This is a genomic window from Bradyrhizobium sp. AT1 (genome assembly GCF_001590795.1).
Lineage (GTDB): Bacteria > Pseudomonadota > Alphaproteobacteria > Rhizobiales > Xanthobacteraceae > Bradyrhizobium.
In genome coordinates this window covers 6152342-6173111 of record NZ_JXDL01000001.1, presented here as the reverse complement: position 1 = coordinate 6173111, position 20770 = coordinate 6152342, and the positions used below count along the sequence as shown (strand labels likewise).

Genomic DNA, 20770 nt, shown 5'->3' with positions numbered 1-20770 from the left:
AGGCTACAGATGGATCTCTATTTCTCGCCCCTCGCCTGTTCGATGGCGACCCGCGTCGCACTGTATGAAGCCGGCGCCGAGGCCAACTTTCTCGAGGTCGACCCGCCGACCAAGAAAGTGCTGAACGACGGCTCCGACTTCCGCACCGTCAATCCGATCGGCCTGGTGCCGACGCTGCGCACCGACGAGGGCGTGGTCCTGACCGAGAACGCGGCGATCCTGCAATACGTCGCCGACCGCTTCCCGCAATCCGGGCTCGGTGCCGCCGAGGGCATCGATCGCACGCGGCTGCACCAATGGCTCTGCTTCATCGGCACCGAACTGCACAAGGGCCTCTTCATTCCCGTGCTCGACCGCAAGGCGCCGCAGGAAACCAAGGCCTATGCGCTGGAGAAGAACCTGTCGCGGCTCGACTATCTCGACAATTACCTGAAGGGTCGCGACTTCCTGCTCGATCATTTCAGCGTGGCCGATGCCTATCTCGTCACCGTCATCAACTGGACCATGGCGACGCCGCCGATCGAGCTGGCGAAATGGCCGAACGTGAAGGCCTATTACGAACGTCTGCGCCAGCGGCCCTCGGTGGCCAAGGCGATTGCGGAAGAGTTCGAGCTGTACAAGGCCGAGCAGGCACGCAAGAAGGCGGCGGCCTAGGTCGGGTCGCACGACGCATCGCCTTGACGATCAAGTCGTTGTCCCCATCCGGTGGGACAACGACTTCTTTCGCATCCAAGGTCTGTTCTGCGACCATGGAGAGCTGAGCCCGCTCAGGCAGCCCGGACGCCGTCGAGAAAGCGGCCGACTTCCGTGCGAAGCCGATTGCTGTCGGTCGAAAGCGCTTGCGCGGCATCGAGCACCTGCGCGGAAGCCGAGCCGGTTTCGGTCGCGCCACGCTGGACGTCGGCGATGTTCGACGAAACCTGGTGCGTGCCTTGAGCGGCCTGCTGGACGTTGCGCGCAATCTCCTGAGTCGCTGCGCCTTGCTCCTCGACGGCCGCCGCGATGGTCGACGAGATCTCCGACAGGGACTTGATCGTGCTGCCGATCATCTTGATGGCGTTGACCGAATCCTGGGTCGCGCCTTGAATGCCGGAGATCTGCTGGGAAATCTCGCCGGTGGCCTTGGCGGTCTGCTCAGCCAGCGCCTTCACTTCGGAGGCGACGACGGCAAAGCCGCGGCCGGCCTCGCCGGCCCGCGCGGCCTCGATCGTTGCGTTCAATGCGAGCAGGTTGGTCTGACCTGCGATCGTGTTGATGAGCTCCACCACGTCGCCGATCCGCGCCGCGGCCTTGGACAGCTCACCGACCTTCTGATCGGTGATGCGGGCCTGCTCGACCGCCTCATTGGCCATCCGCGCCGATTCCTGGACCTGTCGGCCGATTTCGTTGACCGAGGACGACAGCTCTTCTGTCGCGCTCGCGACGGATTGCACGTTGGTCGAAGCCTCTTCGGAAGCCGCCGCAACCATCGTCGCAAGCTTCTCTCCGCGCTCCGCGGTCGAGGTCAGCGTGTTCGCCGAGGCCTCCAGCTCCGTCGAGGCCGACGAGACGGTTTCGATGATCTCGCCCACCGCGCTCTCGAAATTGCCGGCGAGCTTGGTCATCTCCATCTTGCGCTCGGTCGCCGACCGTCTCTCCGACGCCTTCAGCTCGTCGCGGTCGAACCGAACGATGGCCTGCAACGTTTGCAGGTTTCGCAGTGCCACGCCGAGTTCGTCGTCCCGTTCGACGACGATGCGGTTGTCGAGCTTGCCCTGGTTGATGCTGAGCATCGCATCGTTCAGGCGCTGAAGCGGACGGACGATGGCGCGGATGGTTTGCCGGCTGACCAGCCCGCCGATGGCGATGCTGGTCACCAGGAGGGCCAATGCGGCGCCGACCAGCCAGCCATATTCGTGCTCCGCCGCATCATATTCCGCCTTGGCTTCCTTGACCTGGATCGCGACGAGCTTGTCGAGATCCACCTTCGCCGCCTCGTACAGTTCGCGCGCCCGCCCGGCCAGCAGGACGGCGAGCTCCTCGTACTTTCGCTCGGCAGCGAGTGACAGCGCCGGCTTCAGCCCTTGCTCGACATAATTCATGCGCTTGGGCGTGAAGCTATCGGCAACGGCCTTTTCTTCCGGCGTCAGATAGGTCGCGATGTAGTCGGCCCAGGCCTTCCCGACCTTCTCCAAATTGGCATTGACCTTGGTCGTGATCCCTTCGACCGGCTTTCCGGCCCGACCATTGGCGGCCGCCTCGAACAGCAGCACCGTGTTGTCCCTCATCCGGTCGTTGATCTCGAAGAGCTGCGCCAGCGGCACCGCACGGTCTTCGTAGATGGATTGCAACCGCGTATTGCTCTGGCGCGTTCCCTGCAGGCCCATGACGCCGATCGCCAGCAGGAACACCGAGAGGATGGTGACGAGTGTGACCAGGCGCGCATTGAGCGTGCCGGTGAAGATGGACAATCGATCGAGCGACGAACGGCGGCGCAGCATGCCGGCATCCAGCCTGTAATCGTGCGGCTTGTTCTCGCGGATCTTCGCGTACGCCTGCTCCGCCTCGGCGCGCATGTCGGCGGGCAGCTTGGTGCGGATGGAGCTGTATCCGACGATCTGTCCGTTCTGCCGGATCGGAGAGGCGGTCGCCAACACCCAGTAGAAGTCGCCGTTCTTGCGCCGGTTCTTCACGGCGCCCGACCAGGGCTTTCCCTGCTGCAGCGTGGCCCACAGATTCTCGAAAGCAGCGGGCGGCATCTCCGGATGGCGGATGATGTTGTGAGGCTGCCCCATCAACTCGGACTCGGAAAATCCGGAGGCTTCGACGAACTGATCGTTGAAGTACGTCAGCTTCCCTTTCGTATCCGTGTGGGAGACGATCAGCGTTTCGTCGGTAATCGGATATTCGGCGGTCGTGACCGGAAGATTGGTCCGCATGGGGGCCTCCAAAGTGGCATTCGCAAAAATCGAACCGTGAATTTCAGGTAAGCGCCGAAAGCATTTAATTTGCCTAAATGGAGTGCATCGATCCGATCAATGAAATCACTTTGACTCACGGTTTTCGGCAAGAACGCATCTCATGCGGGAGAGTGCAGAACAGCAGCAACCGCTGGATGGTCGAAATTGTCTCGCTGTGCCACGCGCGTTCGCGAACCGCGCGCCGCAACCCTGATCGCATGAATGTTGCAGCCGCTTCTCGTTCGCAGCTGGCTGTAGAGCACGCGCGCGATCTGAGCGATGCATGGGCCCCGGCTCTGCGCCGCATCACTTCGTGCTGCATCGCGTCCGGGGCACGAGACCGATTTCTGGCGATAGACACACCTTCGCGTCCTCGCGGCGTGTTTCGCCCGAGCTTTGCTGTCTTCTTCCGCCCTTCTTGAAAGCAAGGGCGCAGGGAAGGCCGGGCGCCGGCTGGCACCCGCAATCCCGTGTGCGAAAAAATGCGCACGGGGTGGATCACAGGTGTCGCCGGTCGCCCGGCCTTCCCTGCGCGGTGGTTTTCACGGTGTCCTTCGCGCTCTCCTCGGGGAGCGTTGCACTATTGCCCCCGTCGCCTTGCGGATGTGTGATGCACGTGCCGATTGGCCGCCACATCTCCGCCAAGACTTGACGCCAGAACCCCGGGCGTCAGGACCACACGACTTCTCCGTCCGCGCACGTCGTCGCTGGGTTCTCCGCGGCTGGCGTGCGCTCGCCGCAAAGACCATGCGAAGACGCTATCAGCGCCGTGTCGTATCGCGCCTGCCGCTGCTCACGGTTTCCCGCCCTGCTAGCCACCATCGCGCGCCGACGCCGTCGCGGCCACCGCATCCCGGCCCGCGTCTCGTGACGATCGCGAAACGCCCCTTGTGGCGGGCGGGATGCCGCGGGTTGTACGGCAAAACCGAACTTCCGTAAATACGAATATTTTTGCCAGGGGTTATCGACCCAGCCCTGGCGTGTTCTGCCCGTCGGGCAGCACTACGGATGGTGTGCGTAAACCGATTTACCCGTACAGCACCCGCGGGAGAATCGTGACGATCCCCGGCCACAGCGTCAGCAGCAGCACGAAGCCGATCATGATCATCAGATAGGGCATCGTGACGCGCGCGATGTAACCGAGGCCGTCATCAGTCAGGCCCTGGATCACGAACAGGTTGAAGCCGACCGGCGGCGTAATCTGCGCCATCTCGACGGCGAGCACGAGGAAGACGCCGAACCAGATCTCGTCGAAGCCCGCGCCCTTCACGATCGGCAGCACGATCGGCAGCGTCATCACGATCATCGAGAAACCGTCGAGGAAGCAGCCGAGGACGAGATAGAAGACGACCAGCACTACGATCAGCATGAAGGGCGACAGGCCGAGCCCCTTGACGAAGGCGGCAACGGCTTGCGGGATGCCGAGGAAGGCCGCGGCATTGCCGAGGATCGAAGCGCCGAGCACGATCAACGCGATCATCGAACAGGTCACGACCGATCCGATCAAGACGTCGCGGATCACCTGCTGCGACATCGCGCCCTGCGCCCAGGCCACCAGCGCGGCGCCGAGCACGCCGACGGCTGCGGCCTCCGAGGGCGTTGCAAGCCCGCCATACATCGAGCCAAGCACGCAGGCGATCAGGAACAGCGCCGGCGCGAGATCCTTCAGCGCGGCGAAGCGTTCGCGCCAGGGCACCTGCGAGAGCTTGGCTTCCGTCTCCGGCACCATCGCCGGCTTGAGTGTGGTGTGCAGCATCACCCAGGCCATGAAGGTCGCGGCCAGCAGGAATCCCGGCAGCACGCCGGCGGTGAACAGTTTCAGGATCGAGACATCGCCGAGCACGCCATAGATGATCATGATGTTGGACGGCGGGATCAGGAAGCCGAGCGTGCCGGCGCCGGCGAGCGAACCGATCGCGATGTCGCGGGAATAGCCGCGGCGCGTGAGCTCGTTGAGCGACATGCGGCCGATCACCTGCGTGGTCGCGGCCGAGGAGCCCGAGATCGCCGCGAAGATGGTGCAGCCGATCACGTTGACATGCAGCAGCCGGCCGGGCAGCAATCCCGCCCACGGCGCAAGGCCCTGGAACAGCGAGCGCGACAGGCGCGTGCGGAACAGGAGCTCACCCATCAGGATGAACAGCGGCAGCGCCAGCAGCTCCTGCGTGGTCAGGATGTTCCAGGCGTATTGCGGCAACAGCTTGTCGAGCGGGATCGAGCGGAACATCGCAAGCAGCAGCGTCGCGGTGAGTGCAAGCGTCAGGCCGATCCACACGCCGCAGGCCAGCAGCGCAAACAGGATCGCGAACAGGGCGACGACTTCGATGGTCATGCGAGCTTGAATCCGGGAGCGAGCGAAGCGGTCATTCGACGGGCGAAGCCTTCATGCGGTGGTCCTCCAGCGGCAGGCCGAGCACGGCCTGGATCGCGCGCGCCAGGAACTGCAGCGTCAGCAGCAGCATGCCGAAGGTGACGACGGCTTCCGGAAACCACAGCGGCGTATCGCTGGAGGTCGAGACCTGGCCGCGCGTGTAGGCGGCAAAGGCGAACTTCGCCATGGCCGAGGTCAGGAACGCCATGAAGGCGAAGCCGGCCGCGGCGGACAGGATTTCGAGTGCGCGCTGCACCGGCGCGGGCGCGTTCTTGAGCAACAGCACGACACGGATGTGGCCGCCGACGCGCAAAGTCATGGCGGCACCGAAGGTGAAGGACGCCGCCATCAGGTAAGAGGAGTATTCCCAGGCGATCGAGATGGTCGGCGGGAAGAACGGCAGGAAGTTCGACAGGAAGCGCGTTGCGACCTCGCACAGCATCAGCAGCGTGAGCATCAACAGGCAGCCGCCGCCGATCCAGCCGTCGAGCCGGCCGAGACGGTCAATGCCGTCGAGCAGGATCCGCAGCGGCGCGGGCGCCGCTGCGTTGAGGCTCTGCGGTGCTTCGCCCGTCACGCTCACCACGCCGCCGCCCTCAGCCACGCTTCATGTCGGCGAGATAGGCCCGCACCGGCTTGTCGGCCGCCGGCACGCGCTTGAGGAAGGCGTCGAGCTGCGGCGCGGTCTTGGCGCGGATGTCCTTCATCATCGCGTCCGAGACCGGCACCACCTCCATGCCGCCCTCCTTGAGGCGGTTGAGGCTGTCGACGTCGGCCTTGAGCGAGTTCGCCCAGAAGCCCGGCTCCATCTTCGCGGCGATATCCGTCACGAGCTTCTGCTGGTCCGCAGGAAGCGCCTTCCAGGAATCGAGGTTGACGGTGAGCATCTGCGACGACCAGACGTGGTTGGTCGGGTAGACATATTTGAGGAATTCCCAGAACTTGCCGTCGACTCCCGACACCGACGAGGTGGAGACGCCCGCCACCGCGCCTGACGCGAGCGCGGGGATCGTCTCGCCCCAGGGAATCATCACCGCCGCCATGCCGATCGCATTCAGCATGTCCACCGCATTCTTGTCGGGCACGCGGATCTTGATGTTCTTGAGACCCTCGACGTCGGCGACCTTTGCCTTGAGATGCAGATACTGCGTCGGCCACGGCACGATGTAGAGGATCTTCTGGTTGTTGCGCGCGGCAATCTTCTCGTATTCGGGCCGCACATATTTGTGCAGCACCTTCAGCTCGTCCACGGAGCCGCAGAGGAACGGAATGCTCTCGACGCCCATGAAGGGTTCGTCGCCGACCTGCTGGATGTTGAGGACGTCGGCGAGCGGCACCAGGCCGTCGCGCACGGCGCGCAGATGCTCCGGCCCCTTGAAGCCGAGCTGGCCGCCGGCCTTCACGGTGATCGCGACCGCGCCGCCCGTCTGCTTCTTCACCTCTTCGGCGAAGGCAAAAGCGTTCTGGGTGTGGAAATTGCCGTCGGGCCACACCGTCGACATGTCCCAGCTCGTCGTCGCCGCCCGCGCACGGGTGGAGATGTGGCCGGCGGCGAGCAGCGTCGCTGCGCCCGCGGTGAAGTTCCTACGCGTAATCATTAAGCCCCTCCGTTGACCAAGCGCGCTGAGGCATCAGCGCGCATACCCATAGACTGCAGCCGCATTGCCGACGGACACGAGTCCGCTTTCGATGTCCTCCTTGACCGCCGCGCGATCGCGCTCGGTCGGCGCGCCGATGCCGGCACCGCCGGGCGTGAGCACCACGAGGCGATCGTCCGGCGGCACCTGCTGAAAGCCTTTGCCACGCAGCTTCTTGCCTGATTTGAGGCCGACATAGCCGGCCTCGCCGTTCTTGCCGCCATCGCGTCCGCGCGGCGGATGGTCGATGCGGTCGAACGCCGCCAGGATGTCGAACGGCGCATCGACGCCGCTGCCGACCTCGATGATCTGGCCGAGGCCGCCGCGGGTGCGGCCGGCCCCGCCGGAATCCGGACGCAGCTCCTTGCGCCAGAAGATCAAAGGCGTCTGCGTCTCCGCGATCTCGACCGGCGTGCCGCGCACGCCGCTTGGGTAAGCAGTCGCCGACAAGCCGTCCTTGCCAAAGCGCGCGCCGGTGCCGCCATTGGAGGTCACCGCCATCGAGAACCCGTAATTGCCGCCGACGCCGCTGCGCGTCTGGCCGCGGACGTTGAGATTCCACAGGCACGAGGTGCCTTCGGCGGGGACGCGCTCGGGAATGATCTGGCGCAGGCAGCCGAACACGACGTCGGGCAGCATCTGGCCGATGATGTGACGCGACGCCACGGGTGCGGGCTTCGGCGCATTGAGGATCGCGCCTGGAGGCGCCGACACCGTGAGGGGCGACAGCGAGCCGGCATTGTTGGGGATCTGCGAGGCGACGACGCAGCCGAGGCCGAACACCGTGTAAGCGGTAGTGTAGGACATCGGCACGTTGATGCCGAACTTGGAGGCCGCCGAGGTGCCGTCGAAATCGACATGGATGCCCGTGTCCGAGATCGTCAGCGTCGCGGCCAGCGTCACCGGCGCGTCGTAGCCGTCGACCACCATGGTGTTGCGCCAGCTGCCCTTCGGTAGCTTGGCGATCTCGGCCAGCACCGCCTCGCGCGAGCGCTCGCAGATGTAATCGCCGAGCTCGTCGAGCGTGTCGATGCCGAACTCGCTCATCATCTCGACCAGGCGTTCGCAGCCGACGTCGTTGCAGCCGGCCAGCGAATAGGTGTCGCCCTCGGTGTCGATCGGCAGGCGCGTGTTGGTGCGGATCATCGCCATCAGCGTCTCGTTGACGACGCCCTGGTCGATCAGCTTCAGCATGGGGATGTAGAGCCCCTCCATGAACACATCGGTGGCATCAGGGCCGAAGCCGATGCCGCCGATGTCCATGAGATGGCTGGTGCAGGAGAACAGCGCCACCGGCTTGCCGTCCTTGAAGCAGGGCGTGGTGACGACGAAGTCGTTGAGATGGCCGGTGCCCATCCAGGGATCGTTGGTGATGTAGGCATCGCCCTCCTTCATCGTCTCGATCGGGAAGTGAGCGATGAAGTGCTTGACCGATTCCGCCATCGAGTTGACGTGGCCGGGCGTGCCGGTCACCGCCTGCGCCAGCATCCGCCCCTTGAGGTCGAACACGCCGGCAGAGAGATCGCCGCATTCGCGCACGATCGGGCTGAAGGCGGTGCGGAGCAGCACCTGCGCCTGTTCTTCGACCACGGCGATCAGCCGGTGCCACATGATCTGAAGGTCGATCAGGCTCGCGCCATTTGCCTTGCTCATGATCAGGCCGCCTTTCGTTCCATGACGATGCTGCCGGCACCGTCGATGTGAGCGTCGAAACTATTGGAGACGAAGGTGGAGGTTTCGTCCTCCGCGATCACGGCGGGGCCCGCGATGGTCGCACCCGGCGCCATGTCCTCGCGGCGATAGAGCGGGATCTCGATCACCTCGCCGGCTCGGCCGTCGAAGAATTTGCGGCTGCCGCTCGCCTTGCCCGCCGGCTTGCGCGCGACCGCGGCGACGGCGGATGGATTGCGGGCATCGGTGGTGGCGAGCACCGACCAGCTCAGCACCTCGATTGCCGCGCCCGGGATCGACCGCTCGAACATCGCGGAATAGTCCGCCTCGAACTTCTGGCGCAGGCCCGCGAGATCGGCTGCGGTCAGCCGCCGGTTCGGCAGCTCGACCGAGATCTCATGGCCCTGGCCGACATAACGCATGAAGGCGGAACGACGTTCGCGCACCGGCGCACCGGCCGCGCCAGGTTCGACCAGCGCCCGCGCTTCGGTCACCATCTCCTGCAGGAGGTCGGAGACCGCCTCGGTGTCGAAATCGTCGAGCCGGACGTGACGGCTGCGCACCAGCTCGTAAGCGATTGGCGCTGCCAGGAAGCCGACGGCCGAGCCCACACCGGCATTCGACGGCACGATCACGCGCGAGACGCCGATCTTCTCGGCGACGCGCGCCGCATGCAGCGGCGCCGCGCCGCCAAAGGCGATCAGCGTGTGCTGGCCGACGATCTCGCCGCGCTCGACCGCATGGACGCGCGCCGCACTCGCCATGTTCTCGCAGACGACCTCGTGCACCGCATAGGCCGCGGTTTCCGCGGACAGGCCGAGCGGTTCGCCCACACTGCTCAACAAAGCCTTTTTAGAAAGCTCCGGATCGAGCTTGATCGTGCCACCGGCGAAGGCGTCGGGATCGATCATGCCGAGCGCGACGTCCGCATCCGTCACCGCCGGACGCTGCCCGCCGCGGCCGTAGCAGGCGGGGCCGGGCTCCGAGGAGGCGCTCTCCGGGCCGACGGTGACGCGCTTCATCGCGTCGACATGGGCGATCGAACCGCCGCCGGCGCCGATCTCGACCATCTCGATCACGGGAATGCGCACCGGCAGGCCGGAGCCCTTGAGGAAGCGCGCGGCGCGATCGACCTCGAACACGCGCGAGGTCTCGGGCTGGTATTTCTCGATCAGGCAGATCTTCGCGGTGGTGCCGCCCATGTCGAAGGACAGCACCTTGCTCTCGCCGAGCCTTGCCGCGATCTGCGCCGCGAAGATCGCGCCGCCGGCAGGCCCGGACTCGACGAGGCGCACCGGAAAGCGCCGCGCCGTCTCGATCGAGGTGACGCCACCGCCTGACGTGACGAGGTAGATCGCGCCGCGGAACTGCTCGACCTGCAAGGCGTCGGCCATGCGGGCGAGATAACCGTCGATCAGGGGTTGCACATAGGCGTTCGCGACCGCCGTCGATGTGCGCTCATACTCGCGAATCTCGGGACAGACGGCGGACGACACCGTCACGGAGATGCCGGGCATCTCCTCGGTCAGGATCGCGGCTGCGCGGCGCTCGTGCTCGGGATTGGCATAGGAGTGCAGGAAGGCGATCGCGACACTTTCGACACCCAGCTCGCGCAATTTCGGCGCGAGTGCGCGCACCGACGCTTCGTCGAGCGGGAGACGGACGGCACCGTGGGCGTCGACGCGCTCGGGCACGGTGAAACGCAGGGATCGCGGCGCCAGCGGCCGCGGCTTGTCGATGCCGAGATCGTATTGGTCGTAGCGGCTCTCGGTACCGATATCGAGCACGTCGCGAAAGCCTTCGGTCGCAATCAGCGCGGTTTTCGCGCCACGACGCTCGATGATGGCGTTGGTCGCGAGCGTGGTGCCGTGAATGAAGACGTCGATGTCGCTGATATGGGCACGCGCATCCGTGAGAATGAGACGCATGCCATCCAGCACCGCCTGCTCGGGCCGCTGCGGCGTCGTCAGCAGCTTGCGCGTTTTGCGCACCTCACCCACGTCCAGCACGATGTCGGTGAACGTGCCACCGATATCAACGGCAAGCCGCACCTCGGCTCCCTCAAGCATTCCAAATTCTCCGGCTGATCATCGAAACTGTCGTCGAAAACGCAGCAATTTCCATGCCATGGATGACGAAGAACGCTGCGCCCAGCCATTCTGCTTGGCACCTATGCAATAGGCAAGGCGTGTTCGCCGCCCGCGCGATCAGAGCAGGAATGCAAGCGCCGCTTCGCAGCGCTCCTCGACCTTGAGCGTCAGCAGATCGTCGGCCCGGGTGCGACCGAGATTGACCGCCGCGATCGGAATGTTGCGCTGCGCGGCAGCCTGCACGAAGCGGAAGCCGGAATAGACCATCAGCGAGGAGCCGACGATCAGCATCGCATCGGCCTTTGCAAGATGATCCTGAGCGGTGGTGACGATGTCACGGGGGACGTTCTCGCCGAAGAACACGACATCGGGCTTGAGGATGCCGCCGCAGGCTTCGCAAGCAGGCACCTGGAAGGACGAAAAATCCTCGTGCTCCAGATCGGCGTCGCCATCGGGCGCATCGGTGGCATCGAGCGTCAGCCATGCGGCATTGGCGCGGCCGAGCGCGTGCTGAAATTCATCGCGCGGCATCTTGCGGTCGCAGCCCATGCAGCGGACCAGGTCGAGCCGGCCGTGCAGGTCGATCACCTGGCGGTGGCCGGCGGATTGATGCAGCCGGTCGACGTTCTGGGTCAGCAGCATCTCGCAGCGCCCACTCGCCTCGAGCCGCGCGAGCGCGTGATGCGCGTCGTTCGGCTTCGCCTGGCCGAACCGCCGCCAGCCGATCAGGCTGCGCGCCCAATAGCGCCGGCGCGTATGGTCGTCCGACATGAAGGACTGAAAGTTGACCGGCTGGGTCCGCTTCCAATTGCCGTTGCTGTCGCGATAATCGGGAATGCCCGAATTGGTACTGCAGCCGGCGCCGGTCAGCACGAACAAGCGCTCGTGTCGTTCGACGAAATCCTGGAGCGGAGGGGCTGCCGGCGAAGCATGGGTCATGGCGCAGATGTAGTTCGCGCAGGCGGGTTTTGCCAGATCATTGCAGCCCGCCGTAAACGAAGGGGGCTATCGCGGGGACCGGCGTCCCGTGAGATCGAGCGGGCGAACTTTCTCGGATCCAGCGATGCGGGCGGCCTGCTGCAATGTCAGCCGGAATTCGTCCCGCTTCTCATGCACCGAGGCGATCGCATGGCCGACCGCAACGCCGAGGCCCACCAGCGCGGCCTCGGACAGTTGCAGGCTCGCCTCGATGGTTTCCGGCACCGCATCGGTTGCGCCGATCGCATAGAGATGGCGGGCGTGATCGGCGTCCCGCGCACGCGAGACAATCAGGATGTCCGGCCGCACCGCGCGGATGCGCTCGACGACGGCGTCGATGGCCGTCCGCGATTGAATGGTGATGATCACGCCGGTGGCCTGCATCAGGCCGCAAGCTTCGAGGAAACCCGGCTCCGTCGCATCGCCAAAATAGACCTTGTGACCATCGCGCCGGTCGCGGGCGACGGCGACCGCTTCATGATCGACCGCGATGCAGTTCAGCCCATGGCTGATCAACAGAGAGCAGACGACTTTCCCGACGCGGCCGTAGCCGACCACGATCGCCTGCGCCCGGTCGCCGGGCGGCCGCACCGCGAGTTCGGGATCGGGCGTGCGCTCGCTCCTCAGCTTCGCGGCCAATCGCTGTGCGAGCATGTTCAAGAGAGGTGTCAACGCCATCGTCACGGCGGTGACGGCAACGGCGAACCCCGATACGCGCGGCTCGATCAAGCCGGCGGCCGCTGCCATTCCGATGCTGACGAACGCGAATTCGCCGACGGGCCCGAGCAGGAAGCCGATCTCGATCGCGGCCGGCCACGACAGCCTGAAGAGGCGGCCAAGCAGGATGAGCACTATCGCCTTGCCGGCGAGAATGCCGAGCACGGCGGCGAGCAGCCAGCCGGGCTCGCGCATGAACACCCTGAAATCGATGGCCATGCCGACGGTGAAAAAGAAGATGCCGAGCAGCAGGCCCTTGAACGGCTCGACAGTGGCTTCGATGGCCTTGCCATACTCCGTTTCCGCCAGCATCAGCCCCGCAACGAAGGCGCCGAGCGCCATCGACAGCCCAGCCTGGTGCGCGGCAAGCCCCGCGCCGACGATGACGAACAAGGTCGCGGCGACGAACAGCTCCGTCGAATGGGTGCCCGCGACCATCTGGAAGAGCGGGCGCATCAGCAGCCGTCCGACCAGAATGAGAAAAGCGACCGCCAAGACCGCCTTCAGGATCGCGCTGGAGATATGCGTCAGCAGGGAGCCGCCACCGCCTGCGCCGAGCACCGCGACGAACACCAGGATGGGAACCACGGCAAGGTCCTGGGCCAGCAGCACCGCGAAGCTGGCGCGCCCGGTCGTGGTCGCAAGCCGCTTCTCGCTCGACAGAAGCTCCAGCACGATCGCCGTCGAGGACAGCGCAAGGCTGGCGCCGAGGATGACGGCGGTGTCGGAGCTCTGCCCGAAGAACAGCGCCGCGGCCGAGATCGCCGCGGACGTCGCCAGCACCTGCAGGCCGCCGAGCCCGAACACCAGGCGCCGCATCGTGACGAGCCGACGGAATGATAATTCGAGCCCGATCAGGAAGAGCAGGAACACGATGCCGAGATTGGCGATGCCCTCGACGTTCTGCGCGTCCGTCACCGTGAACCAGTACAGGAACGGGATGTCGCGAACCAGCGAGCCCAGGCCGAGCGGACCGAGAATGGCGCCGGCGCCGAGATAGCCGAGCACGGGATTGATGCCCCAATGGCGGACCATGGGCACCACGACGCCGGCGGTCCCGAGGACCACCAACGCGTCGCTATAGGCGTTGATGTTGATATTTGTGGTCACGAGGCCTTCACGTGTCGGCGCCTGCCAATAGCGGCAGCGCCCTCCACGGTCGATAGCACACGGCGCCGCAGCTCCCTATCCGACCCCGACCACCATCCCACGGACCGAATTTGTCTTCAGCTCGCCCAATTGTCCCGAAACTCGGGGAACAGCGTCAGGCCTCCGCAGGCGTAGAGGGTCTGCCCGGTGATGTAGCTCGCATCGTCGGAGGCGAGGAAGGCGAACACGGCGGCGATCTCCTCCGGCGCGCCGACGCGTCCCATGGGAATGTGCGAGGTGACGACGCCGCGCTTCTCGGGGTCGCCGGTCCAGGCCTCGTTGATCGGCGTGTCGATCGCGCCGGGACCCACGGCGTTGACGCGAATCCCGCGGCCGGCGAACTCCAGCGCCAGCGTGCGCGTCAGATTGGCCATGCCGCCCTTGCTGATCGAGTAGGCGAGATAGCCGGGCTTGGGAATGATCTGGTGGACGCTGGAGCAGTTGATGATGCTGCCGCCTCCGCCGCGCGCAACGAAATGCGCGAGTGCCTTCTGCGCGCAGAGCACGGCGCCGTTCAGGTTGACGTCGATGATCCGGCGATAGGTTTCGACGTCGAGCGCCTCGCTCGGCGATTCCTTCTGGAAGCCGGCGTTGTTGACCAGACAGTCGAGGCGCTTGAAGCGCGACAGGACCGTCTCGAACATCGCGGCGATGTCCTGCTCGTTGCCGACATTGGCCTTGACGATGCAATGATCGGGCTCGCCGTGACCGCGATCGCGCGAAGCGGCCCGCGCGAGCGCGCGCGTCTCCTCGGCCCGCTCCTCGTGCTCGAAATAATTGATGGCGACGGTTGCCCCTTCCTGAGCAAGCCGGACGGCAACCGCCCGACCAATGCCTTGTGAGGCGCCGGTCACCAGCGCGTATTGGCCGACGAGGCGCGAGGGAAAGGAGCGTGAGCGTTCGGTTTGCGGCATGTGTTCTCTCCAGATGCATCATCATGAATGGAACCAGCCTTTTGTTCCATCCCTCAGCGCATCGCTGGGATTCATTCCGCGCGGCGCGCGAGTGGCGAGGTCAGGATCTGATAGAGGATGATCGCGCCGAAGGTTGCCGTGCCGATCCCGCCGATGGTGAACGCACCGAATTTGAGCGTGAGGTCGCCCGCGCCCGCGGTCAACGCCACGGCCGCGGTGATCAGGTTTGCGGGATTTGCAAAGTCGACCTTGTTCTCGACCCAGATCCGGCCCGCCATCGCCGCGATCAGGCCGAACAGTACGATCGAGAGGCCGCCGATGACGGGGCCCGGGATCGACAGGATCAGCGCGCCGAATTTCGGCGAGAATCCGAGCAGGATCGATACCGTGGCGGCGAAGGCAAACAGCAATGTCGAATAGACCTTGGTCGCGGCCATGACACCGATATTCTCGGCATAGGTGGTGACGCCGGTGCCGCCGCCGCAGGCTGCGACGATGGTCGCCAGGCTGTCGGCGAACAAGGCGCGGCCGAGATAGGCATCGAGGCTGCGGCCGGTCATGGCGCCGACAGCCTTGATATGACCGAGGTTCTCGGCGACGAGGATGACCGCAACCGGCGCAATCAGGAAGATGGCATCGGCCTGGAACGTCGGCGCTGTGAAATTCGGCAGCCCGAACCACGGCGCGGCCGAAAGCTGGGTGAAGTCGATCGGCTTGCCGAAGCCGAGACCATTCGCGAACAGCAGATACAGAAAATATCCGCCGATTGCGCCGAGGATGATCGGCAGCCTGCGCCACAGGCCTGGAGCCGCCACGGCAACAACGCCGATGATCAGAACGGTCGCGAGCCCGATTGCCGTGTCGAACGCATTGGCGCTCACCGCCTTCACCGCCACGGGCGCGAGGTTGAGGCCGATCGCGGCGACCACGGCGCCGGTGACGGCCGGCGGCAGCAGCCGCTCGACCCAGCCGACCCCCGACCACATCACGATCAGCGCGATCACGCCGTACAGCACCCCGGCGCCGACGATGCCGCCGAGCGCAACCGACAGGTTCGGGTTCGGCCCCTGCCCGGCATAGCCGGTGGCGGCAATGACGACCGCGATGAACGCGAAGCTCGAGCCGAGATAGCTCGGCACCCGTCCGGCGACGATGACGAAGAAGATCAGCGTGCCGATGCCGGAGAACAGGACCGCGACATTGGGATCGAACCCCATCAGCAACGGCGCGATGATGGTCGATCCCGACATCGCGACGCAATGCTGGAGACCGGACACTGCGGTCTGCCCCCAGGACAACCGCTCCTCCGGCATGATCACGCCCGAGGTCTTGAGTTTCCAGCGCGGAAAATAGCCTTGCGGTTGCCGGTCGGAGTCGGTTGCAGTCGCCATGTTCCCCCCAATTGCGGTGCAGCGATCGATCGTCGTGCGATCCGACAAAAATGTGATTGTCACTTCTGCGGTGACCGTCACATGGTGCAGGCCATGCAATCCAAATCCTGCACGATCCAAATCCTGCAAGATCGATACGTTCCGGGGCATAGTCTATGACACAAGTCGCGATCCAGCCAGCCATCCAGCGCCGGCATCAGCCCTGGTACAAGATCCTCTATGTGCAGGTCCTGATCGCGATCGCGCTCGGCGTGCTCATCGGCTATCTGTATCCCGATCTCGGCAAGGCGCTGAAGCCGCTCGGCGACGGCTTCATCGCGCTGATCAAGATGATGATCGCGCCTGTCATCTTCTGCACCGTGGTGCACGGCATCTCCTCGATGGGCGACCTCAAGCGCGTCGGCCGGGTCGGGCTGAAATCGCTGATCTATTTCGAGACGGTCTCGACCATTGCGCTCGCCGTCGGCCTGCTGGTCGGCGAGGTTCTGCAGCCCGGGCACGGCTTCAACATCGATCCCGCCACGATCGATCCGAAATCGGTGGCGACCTACGTCACCAAGGCCCATGAAGACGGCATCGTCGCCCATCTGATGGCGATCATTCCCGACAGCTATCTGGGCGCGATCGCGCGCGGTGATCTGTTGCAGGTGCTGCTGATCTCGATCCTGTCGGGCTTCGCCATCGCCTTTCTCGGCAAGGCCGGGGAACCCATTGCGGACGCGATCGACAAGGCCGCGAAGATGTTCTTCGGCATCATCCGCATCATCGTGCGCGTCGCGCCGATCGGCGCGTTCGGCGCGATGGCGTTCACCGTCGGCGCCTACGGCCTCGGCTCGCTGCTCAACCTCGCCGCCCTGATCGGCACGTTCTATCTCACCAGCATGCTGTTCGTGTTGATCGTGCTGGGCACGATCGCCCGGCTTGCCGGCTTCTCGATCCTGCGCTTCATCGCCTACATCAAGGACGAGCTTTTGATCGTGCTCGGCACCTCGTCCTCCGAGACGGTGCTGCCGCAGATGATCCAGAAGATGGAGCATCTCGGCGCCTCGCGCTCGGTGGTGGGCCTCGTGATCCCGACCGGCTACAGCTTCAACCTCGACGGCACCAACATCTACATGACGCTGGCGACGCTGTTCCTGGCGCAGGCGACCAACACCCATCTGACCATCTGGCAGGAGCTCGGCATCCTGGGCATCGCCATGATCACCTCGAAAGGCGCTTCCGGCGTCACCGGGGCCGGCTTCATCACGCTCGCCGCGACGCTCTCGATCGTGCCTGACATCCCGATCCAGTCGATCGCGATCCTGGTCGGCATCGACAAGTTCATGAGCGAGTGCCGCGCCCTGACCAATCTGATCGGCAACGGCGTTGCCTGCGTCGTGATCAGCATCTCCGAAGGCGAGCTCGACCGCGAGGCACTGCACCAGACCATGGCCCACCCACTGGAGATCGGCGAGGCGCTGGAGCCGGGTGGAAGCACGGCCTCATAGGCTGGCGCACAGTGAAGCCCCAGGTTCCGACGCGGTAGTTTCCCGGAGTAGTAAAATGATGCGGCAGGCGTCACAACAATCGGGTTGGGATCACGAAATTGATACTCATTTTTTCCACCCGACGCGCTGGGGGCAGGGCGTCGGGTTTTTGAAAATCACTTGAGAATAACGCGCCGAAATTGGCGCGGCGCGGCCGAGCCGCTCCGCCATGCGAAGGGCCTTTACCCTTTCAGCGCCGTGACCACCACTTCGATCAGCGCGCTGCCGCCGAGATCGGCGACACCGACCGTGGCACGGGTCGGCAGGTCGTCGCCGAAGAACTCGGTCCAGGCCGCGTCCATCTCCTTTTTCTTGGACAGATCCGTGACGAAGATCGAGGCGCTGACGATTCGGCTCTTGTCGGTGCCGGCTTCCTTCAGATAGCCGGCGATCTTGCCGAGGATGTTGCGGGTCTGCTCGCCCATCGACACTGAAGTGTCGTCGGCGATGGTGCCGCCGAGGAAGACGAAGCCATTGGCCTCGACGGCGCGATGCATGATGGGCGTGCGGATGCTGCGGGTGATGCTCATGATGTCCTCAATGGTGAGAGCGTGGTGGGATAAAAGCGGTCGATGCCGAGATCGCTGATGCGGGTCTGGCTGCCGCCATTGACGATCAGCTCCGCCATCACGGCGCCGGCGCCGGGACCGAGCTGAAAACCGTGCAGCGAGAAGCCGAACTGGTGATAGAGGCCCTTGTGGCGGCTGCTGGGACCGAACACGGGAATGTCGTCCTTCATCTTGGCCTCGATGCCGGCCCAGGCGCGGACGATGGTGGCGCTGCGCATCACCGGGAACAGCTCGAACACGGTCTGCGCGCTGGTCGCAAGGCTCTTCCAGTTCAGAACCGTCTCGTTGCGGTCCTGATAGGGCCTCGCCAGATGGCCGCCGCCGATCAGCACCGTGCCGTTCTTGAACTGTTTGAAGGAGAGCTTTCGCCCGCGCAGGATCACGACGGGATCGATGAAGTGCGGCACGCGCGAGGTGATCATCAGCATCGGCGCCACGGTCTCGACCGGCACGGGCTCGCCGAGATCAGCCGCGATCTTGCCGGCCCAGGCGCCGGCGGCATTGACCAGCACCGGCGCGGCAAAGGTTTCAGGGCCGACGTCGACATGCCAGAGGCCATCGCTGTAGCGGATGTTGCCGGCGGCCAGGCCCTCGCGCACGGTCGCGCCCAGCTGCTCGGCCTTGCGGCGAAACGCCGTCGTCGTCTGCGCCGGATTGGCAGCGCCGTCGCGGCGCGAGACCACGCCGCCGGGACAGGTCTCGGCCACCGCAGGGACCAGCCGGCGCAGCTCAGTCGCGTCGATCAGCTCCTCATGGGTGAAGCCGAGCGCATTGAGCTCGGCGACGCGCGCGCGGCAGACCGCGAGCTCCTCCTCGTTCTCCGCGACCAGCACCTGGCCATAGCTCTCGAAACTGCAATCGTCGTCGAGGAGATCCGAAATCCTCTCCCAGATCCCCATCGAGCGGATCGAAAGCGGAATTTCGGGGATATGCCGCGCGAGCTGGCGCACGCCGCCGGCATTGACGCCGGAGGCGTGACGGCCGGCATAGTCCTTCTCGATCAGCACCGGCTTCAGGCCGGCAAGGCACAGATGCAGCGTGGTCGAGCACCCGTGGATGCCGCCGCCAATGACGATCGCATCCACATTCACAGTCATCCGCGGACCACCGCCTTGACGTCGGCTTCGCTCTTCGGAACGGCGGCGAGCTCGGCCAGCGTGATCGGCTTCACCGGTGCGCGCAGCCGGTAGTAACCGATCTCCTGCGGAGTCTTGCCGCGCGCCTGCGCCATCAACTCGGTGATGGTGAGACCGCAGAGCCGGCCCTGGCACGGGCCCATGCCGGTGCGGCGATAGGCCTTGAGCTGGTTCGGCCCGGTCGCACCGATCGCGACGGAATCGAGCACGTCCTTGGCCGTCACCTCCTCGCAACGGCAGACGATGGTGTCGCCGGAGGGAATGCGGAACTGCGCCGCCGGGCGAAACAGCGTATCGAGGAAGATACGGCCACGCTCGGCCTTGGCGAGATCGGAACGAAGCGCCGCCATTGATGCAAGCTTCGCAGCAGAAGCGGGGGCCAGCGCTTCGACCGCCGCACGCGCGGCGATGCGGCCGCGCACAACGGCGGCGTTGGCGCCCCCAATGCCCGCACCATCGCCGGCAATGGCGATGCCCGCGACCGATGAAGTGCCGCTCGCATCGAGCACCGGCGACCAGCACAGCTGCAGATCATCCCAGCGGTGCTCGACGCCGGCGGACATCGCGAGATTGACGTTGGGCACCACGCCCTGGTGCAGCAAGAGCAGATCGGCGGCAATGGTCTCGCGCTTGCCGCCCGCGACATAGCTCACGCTGGCGAGCTGGCCGTCGCCGGCCGCCGCAAGCTCGGTGACGCCGGAGACGACCTGCACCTTCGCCTTCACCTCGCGCATCATCGACAGGCCCTTGGCGAAATAGGGCGAGGTCAGGAAGGCGAAGGCGTGCGGCAGTGCCGCGAAGTAGTTGCCGCGCTCGGTGGTATCGAGGATGCGGTCGATGCGGCCGCCGAGCCGCAAAATCTGCGCGGCGAGCAGCCAGAGCAGCGGACCCTGCCCCGCGATCACCGTGCGGCCGTCGGGCACGAGTGCCGAGGATTTCAGCATGGTCTGCGCCGCGCCGGCGGTCATCACGCCCGGCAAGGTCCAGCCCGGGATCGGAAATGGCCGCTCCAGCGCACCGGTCGCGAGGATCACGCGCCTTGCCTTGATGAAGGCGGAGGCGCCGCCGATCGACACAGCGATGTCGAGATTGCGATCGAGGCTCCAGACGGTTGCGCGATGGATCACCTCGGTGCTGCCAGCGCGCAACGACTGCACGAGATCGGCACCGACCCAATAGTCCTCGCCGAGCTGCTTGCGATCCGTGACCGGCGTCGAGGCGATGGCGCGAAACACCTGCCCGCCGGGACCGGCATTCTCATCGAGCAGCAGCGTCGCGAGGCCGGCTTCGGCGGCGGTCGCGGCGGCGGCGAGGCCGGCAGGTCCCGCGCCGATCACCACGACGTCGTAATCTTCGCGCCTGGGAGCCACGCTCATCGTCCGATCTCCCGCTTGCCCTTCTGGATTTCGACCTGCATGCCCTCGGCGACGGGCACGAGACAGCCCTGGCGGTTGCCGACGCCGTCGATGGTGACGAGACAGTCGAAGCACACGCCCATCATGCAATAGGGCAGCCGCGGCGCGCCGCTCACCGCCGTCGAACGACGCGCGTCCACGCCGGAGGCCAGCAGCGCGGCGGAAACGGTGTCGCCCTGCCGCGCCGCGACGGCGATGCCGTCGACGAAGATTTGCACCGGTGGCCGTTTGTCCTGTTCGGATCGCTTAAACATCTAGGCTTCC

At 65.4% G+C, this 20770-nt stretch carries 16 protein-coding genes; 2 read left to right on the top strand and 14 right to left on the bottom strand.

All coding sequences use genetic code 11. From position 1 onward, the window contains the following. Positions 1–9 precede the first annotated feature (9 nt). Complete coding sequence (locus tag SE92_RS28585) at positions 10–654, top strand: glutathione binding-like protein (RefSeq protein WP_063201033.1); 645 nt, start codon at positions 10–12, stop codon at positions 652–654. 113 nt (positions 655–767) lie between these two features. Here SE92_RS28585 and SE92_RS28580 read toward each other — a convergent pair whose 3' ends face one another. The 10 genes from SE92_RS28580 to SE92_RS28535 all read right to left on the bottom strand — a co-directional run bounded on the left by SE92_RS28580 (position 768) and on the right by SE92_RS28535 (position 15857). Further along, a complete protein-coding gene (locus SE92_RS28580; protein WP_063201030.1) occupies positions 768–2918 on the bottom strand; it encodes a methyl-accepting chemotaxis protein in 2151 nt (716 codons plus the stop codon). A 1048-nt stretch (positions 2919–3966) separates the two neighbouring features. Next, entirely contained in the window at positions 3967–5271 is a 1305-nt protein-coding gene (locus tag SE92_RS28575; protein WP_063201027.1) for a TRAP transporter large permease, read from the bottom strand. Positions 5272–5302: 31 nt separating this feature from the next. Beyond that, complete coding sequence (locus SE92_RS28570; RefSeq protein ID WP_063203812.1) at positions 5303–5896, bottom strand: TRAP transporter small permease subunit; 594 nt, start codon at positions 5894–5896, stop codon at positions 5303–5305. Positions 5897–5906: 10 nt separating this feature from the next. Beyond that, positions 5907–6908, bottom strand: a complete 1002-nt coding sequence (locus SE92_RS28565) for a TRAP transporter substrate-binding protein (RefSeq protein WP_063201025.1) — start codon at positions 6906–6908, stop codon at positions 5907–5909. Positions 6909–6941: 33 nt separating this feature from the next. Beyond that, positions 6942–8600, bottom strand: coding sequence for a hydantoinase B/oxoprolinase family protein (locus SE92_RS28560; RefSeq protein WP_063201022.1), 1659 nt, complete (start codon positions 8598–8600; stop codon positions 6942–6944). Between the two features lie 2 nt (positions 8601–8602). Beyond that, complete coding sequence (locus SE92_RS28555) at positions 8603–10687, bottom strand: hydantoinase/oxoprolinase family protein (RefSeq protein ID WP_063201015.1); 2085 nt, start codon at positions 10685–10687, stop codon at positions 8603–8605. A gap of 138 nt (positions 10688–10825) precedes the next feature. Further along, positions 10826–11647: an NAD-dependent protein deacetylase gene (locus SE92_RS28550; protein ID WP_063201012.1), complete on the bottom strand. Its 822-nt coding sequence runs from the start codon at positions 11645–11647 to the stop codon at positions 10826–10828. A 66-nt stretch (positions 11648–11713) separates the two neighbouring features. Further along, a complete protein-coding gene (locus SE92_RS28545) occupies positions 11714–13513 on the bottom strand; it encodes a cation:proton antiporter domain-containing protein (protein ID WP_063201004.1) in 1800 nt (599 codons plus the stop codon). A gap of 116 nt (positions 13514–13629) precedes the next feature. After that, positions 13630–14466: a glucose 1-dehydrogenase gene (locus SE92_RS28540; RefSeq protein WP_063201002.1), complete on the bottom strand. Its 837-nt coding sequence runs from the start codon at positions 14464–14466 to the stop codon at positions 13630–13632. 71 nt (positions 14467–14537) lie between these two features. Beyond that, positions 14538–15857 (bottom strand): solute carrier family 23 protein, encoded by a 1320-nt coding sequence (locus SE92_RS28535; protein ID WP_063201001.1) that lies wholly within the window; start codon positions 15855–15857, stop codon positions 14538–14540. A gap of 155 nt (positions 15858–16012) precedes the next feature. Between SE92_RS28535 and SE92_RS28530 the strand changes: the two genes are divergently transcribed. Beyond that, the gene (locus SE92_RS28530) at positions 16013–17347 is read left to right on the top strand and encodes a dicarboxylate/amino acid:cation symporter (RefSeq protein ID WP_063200999.1); all 1335 of its coding nucleotides are present in this window, start codon (positions 16013–16015) and stop codon (positions 17345–17347) included. Between the two features lie 221 nt (positions 17348–17568). Here the strand turns inward: SE92_RS28530 and SE92_RS28525 are convergent, their stop codons facing one another. Genes SE92_RS28525 through SE92_RS28510 form a run of 4 tightly spaced genes read right to left on the bottom strand, consistent with a single transcriptional unit; the run spans position 17569 to position 20760 of the window. After that, positions 17569–17916 carry a RidA family protein gene (locus tag SE92_RS28525; RefSeq protein ID WP_063200996.1) on the bottom strand — a complete coding sequence of 116 codons (348 nt, stop codon included), beginning with the start codon at positions 17914–17916 and terminating at the stop codon, positions 17569–17571. Continuing rightward, on the bottom strand, positions 17913–19052 hold the full coding sequence (locus SE92_RS28520; protein WP_063200993.1) for an NAD(P)/FAD-dependent oxidoreductase: 1140 nt from the start codon (positions 19050–19052) through the stop codon (positions 17913–17915). Before SE92_RS28520 ends, SE92_RS28525 begins: the two co-directional genes overlap by 4 nt. After that, the gene (locus SE92_RS28515; protein WP_063200991.1) at positions 19049–20467 is read right to left on the bottom strand and encodes an FAD/NAD(P)-dependent oxidoreductase; all 1419 of its coding nucleotides are present in this window, start codon (positions 20465–20467) and stop codon (positions 19049–19051) included. Before SE92_RS28515 ends, SE92_RS28520 begins: the two co-directional genes overlap by 4 nt. Further along, positions 20464–20760 (bottom strand): (2Fe-2S)-binding protein, encoded by a 297-nt coding sequence (locus SE92_RS28510; RefSeq protein ID WP_063200988.1) that lies wholly within the window; start codon positions 20758–20760, stop codon positions 20464–20466. Before SE92_RS28510 ends, SE92_RS28515 begins: the two co-directional genes overlap by 4 nt. Between the last annotated feature and the right edge of the window lie 10 nt (positions 20761–20770).